The following is a 3,391-nucleotide window of genomic DNA, read 5'->3' as shown; positions in this document are numbered from 1 at the left end:
GTATGGGCGACGCGTTGCACGACGTCGTACTGAAAGAAAACAAAACCCGCTGCCGGATCTACGCTCCGGTCGGCGCGCATCGTGATTTGCTGGCCTATCTGGTGCGTCGCCTCTTGGAAAACGGAGCCAACAGCAGTTTCGTCAACCAGATCGTAGACGAGGATGTGCCCCCGTCCGTCGTGGCGCGCGACCCGTTTGAGGCGATTCATGACGCAGGCATCGACTTGCCAACAGGTGATGCGCTCTTTGCACCAGAGCGCCCAAATTCGCGCGGCTTTGACCTGCGCGACATGGCCACGCTTGAGACACTGGAAACCACCCGCGCGCCGTATCGCGACAGCTCGTGGCATGCCGCCCCCTTGATTGACGTAGACGCTGCGCCGCAAGAGGCTGTGGCGGTGGACAACCCCTATCAATCCGCAGACTCCGCCGGCACCGTCGCGCAAGCCAGTGACGTCGATATTGAGACGGCACTGGCCAATGCCAAAGCATGGGATGCCGACCCTGCGACACGCGGTGCGATCCTTGCGAAAGCCGCGGATCTTTATGAGGACCATATGGGCACGTTCTTTGCTCTGCTCGCACGCGAAGCGGGTAAGACCCCGCTTGATCAAGTCGCCGAGCTGCGCGAGGCCGTTGATTTTCTGCGCTACTACGGGGCGAACGCCCCGGCGACGTCTCCGGCAGGTGTGGTCACGTGGATCAGCCCATGGAATTTCCCGCTGGCCATCTTCACCGGTCAGATCGCAGCGGCGCTGGCTGCCGGGAACGCGGTACTGGCGAAACCGGCGGATCAGACACCACTCATTGCTCACGAAGCGGTCAAACTGTTGCACAAAGCGGGCGTGCCGCGCTCTGCCCTGCAACTGCTCCCTGGCACCGGCGCGCATGTGGGCGCTGCTTTGACATCAGATCCACGCGTGAACGGCGTCTGTTTCACTGGCTCTACCGCCACCGCAAAGCGCATCCATGCGGCCATGGCCGACGGCCTTGCGCCCGGAGCGCCGTTCATTGCCGAAACAGGCGGCCTGAACGCGATGATCGTTGACTCCACAGCGTTGCCGGAACAGGCCGTCACCGCCATCGTCGAAAGCGCGTTCCAATCTGCGGGCCAACGCTGTTCAGCCCTGCGCTGCCTTTATGTCCAAGAGGACATCGCAGACGATCTGCTGCACATGCTGAGAGGCGCGGCAAAAGAGCTCCGTATGGGCGATCCGTGGGAGCACGCGACAGATGTTGGCCCTTTGATCGACGAGGTCGCACAGCGCCGGTTCAGCGACCACATCGCGCTGGCCCGAGCAGAAGGCCGTGTCATGTTTGAACTGGATACGCCGAACACGGGGCATTTCATTGCGCCGACCATGATCCAAGTGGATGGCATACAAGACCTGAAGGAAGAGATCTTTGGGCCGGTTCTGCACGTAGCGACGTTCAAATCGTCAGAGTTGGACACGGTGATCGATGCGATCAATGCGACGGGCTATGGTTTGACTTTTGGTCTTCAGACGCGGATTGACGATCGGGTTCAGCACGTCTCAGAGAGGGTGCATGCCGGAAACATCTATGTAAACCGCAACCAGATCGGTGCGATTGTCGGCAGTCAACCCTTTGGCGGCGAAGGCCTTTCCGGAACAGGTCCAAAAGCTGGCGGCCCGCTTTACCTCAGCAGATTTGCACAGCGGCAGGTCGCCTCAATCGCATCGGATTGGGACAAGACCACCAGCGTCGAGGAGATCGAAAAGGCCATTGCGCGGTGTGACGCAGGCGCAGATGCCCAGACGACCTCGCTGCCTGGTCCAACGGGCGAGTCAAACCGTCTGACCGATTTCGCCCGCGCGCCATTTTTGTGCATGGGCCCCGGAGCAGACGCCGCGCACCAGCAACGCGATGCGGTCATTGCCGCAGGCGGACGCGCGGTGGCGCTTGAGGGCGCGCTTGAGCCGAGCGACCTAAGCGACCTGCACGGCATTTCAGGCGCGCTCTGGTGGGGCGATGCGCGTTCAGCCCGCGCCTATGGGCAAGCGCTTGCACAACGTGAGGGCGCGATCTTGCCTTTGCTGACATCATTGCCAGACGCCGGATATGTCCGCGCAGAGCGTCATGTCTGTGTCGACACCACGGCCGCAGGCGGGAATGCTGCACTTTTGGGGGGCAGTTCCTAAGCGCAGCTTGACCTTGCGCCTCTGAGTGGTCACCTATCAGACATGTTTCCGATACGTGACCACAACCCGTCAGGGCGCACGCCCTATGTGACCTATGCCCTTATCGCGATCAATATCGTGGTGTTTCTGTACAGCGCGGGCCTAGAGGACCGCGGGCTTTGGCAGTTCTATTCCGACTATGCCATGTTCCCGGAACGGGTCAGTCAGGGGCAGGATCTGCAAGGGCTGTTTACCTCTATGTTCCTGCACGGCGGCTTTATGCACCTTGCGGGCAATATGCTGTTTCTGTGGATCTTTGGCGACAACCTAGAAGACGACATGGGCCACCTGCCCTTTACGCTGTTCTATCTTGCGGGTGGGATCGGCGCGGGTCTGGCGCAGGTGATCTCAGAGCCGTCGGGATCCATTCCAACCGTCGGCGCGTCGGGCGCAATCGCGGCTGTGATGGGGGGATATCTGTTGCTCTACCCGAAAGCCAAAGTGGATATCCTGATGATCCTGATCATCTTTTTCAGGATTTTCACGATCCCCGCCTGGGTGATGCTGGGTCTGTGGTTCGCATTGCAACTGGTCAACGGTGTTAACATAGACCCAGAAACCGGCGGCGTCGCCTATTGGGCGCATGCGGGCGGATTTGTGATCGGGTTCGTTCTGGCCCTGCCTCTGTGGCGGCGCAAAGGCGGGACGGACTATTGGAACGAAACACACGGCCACCCGCCACATCCCGAGGCGCAGTATCGCCTAAGCCGCAGCAACGTGCCCAATGTCGGACGACGCTCCAACACCAGCGTTCCGCGCGCGGGACGCCGTCGGTGACCCCATTAAGTACGGATGTTTAAAAGTTGCGAATGACCTTTGAGAACTGATCAAAGATCGGCTCGTTCGACGCAATGATGCTGCCGCTGTCCAGAACAGAATCCTCTGGATCAATAGCTTGGACGAAACCGCCGGCTTCTTTCACGATCAGAAGACCTGCAGCGATATCCCAGGAATGCAGCCCGCGCTCCCAGAAGCCTTCGTAACGGCCCGCGGCGACATAGGCCAAATCCAGCGAAGCAGCGCCCCAGCGGCGCACACCTGAGCAGGCCGGCATCAAACGTGCCAGATCTTTCAAGGTCGCTGGCAAGTCGGTGCTGCCCGCGAATGGGACGCCCGTTGCAAACACGCTTTCAATCATGCGGTGACGTGACGACACGCGCAGACGCTTGCTGTCGTTCAGCCACGCGCCT

General features: G+C 60.5%; 3 protein-coding genes. 2 read left to right on the top strand and 1 reads right to left on the bottom strand.

Translation table 11 applies throughout. The features are described 5' to 3' along the window. Positions 1 to 2,162 (top strand): bifunctional proline dehydrogenase/L-glutamate gamma-semialdehyde dehydrogenase PutA (gene putA, locus ACEQWH_RS01655; protein ID WP_370227691.1); only part of this gene is annotated, 2,162 nt, incomplete at its 5' end. 42 nt (positions 2,163 to 2,204) lie between these two features. Further along, positions 2,205 to 2,978 carry a rhomboid family intramembrane serine protease gene (locus ACEQWH_RS01650; protein WP_370227689.1) on the top strand — a complete coding sequence of 258 codons (774 nt, stop codon included), beginning with the start codon at positions 2,205 to 2,207 and terminating at the stop codon, positions 2,976 to 2,978. Positions 2,979 to 2,997: 19 nt separating this feature from the next. Here the strand turns inward: ACEQWH_RS01650 and ACEQWH_RS01645 are convergent. After that, positions 2,998 to 3,391 (bottom strand): inositol monophosphatase family protein (locus ACEQWH_RS01645; RefSeq protein WP_370227687.1); only part of this gene is annotated, 394 nt, incomplete at its 5' end.

This window comes from Cognatishimia sp. (assembly GCF_964229375.1).
GTDB lineage: Bacteria > Pseudomonadota > Alphaproteobacteria > Rhodobacterales > Rhodobacteraceae > Cognatishimia.
The sequence above is the reverse complement of the archived record's forward strand: the minus strand, read 5'-3'. Positions and strand labels throughout refer to the sequence as shown.

Excerpts from the sequence above, each read along its gene's own strand:
- ACEQWH_RS01650 (WP_370227689.1), top strand. The coding sequence starts at position 2,205 with ATGTTTCCGATACGTGACCACAACCCGTCAGGGCGCACGCCCTATGTG.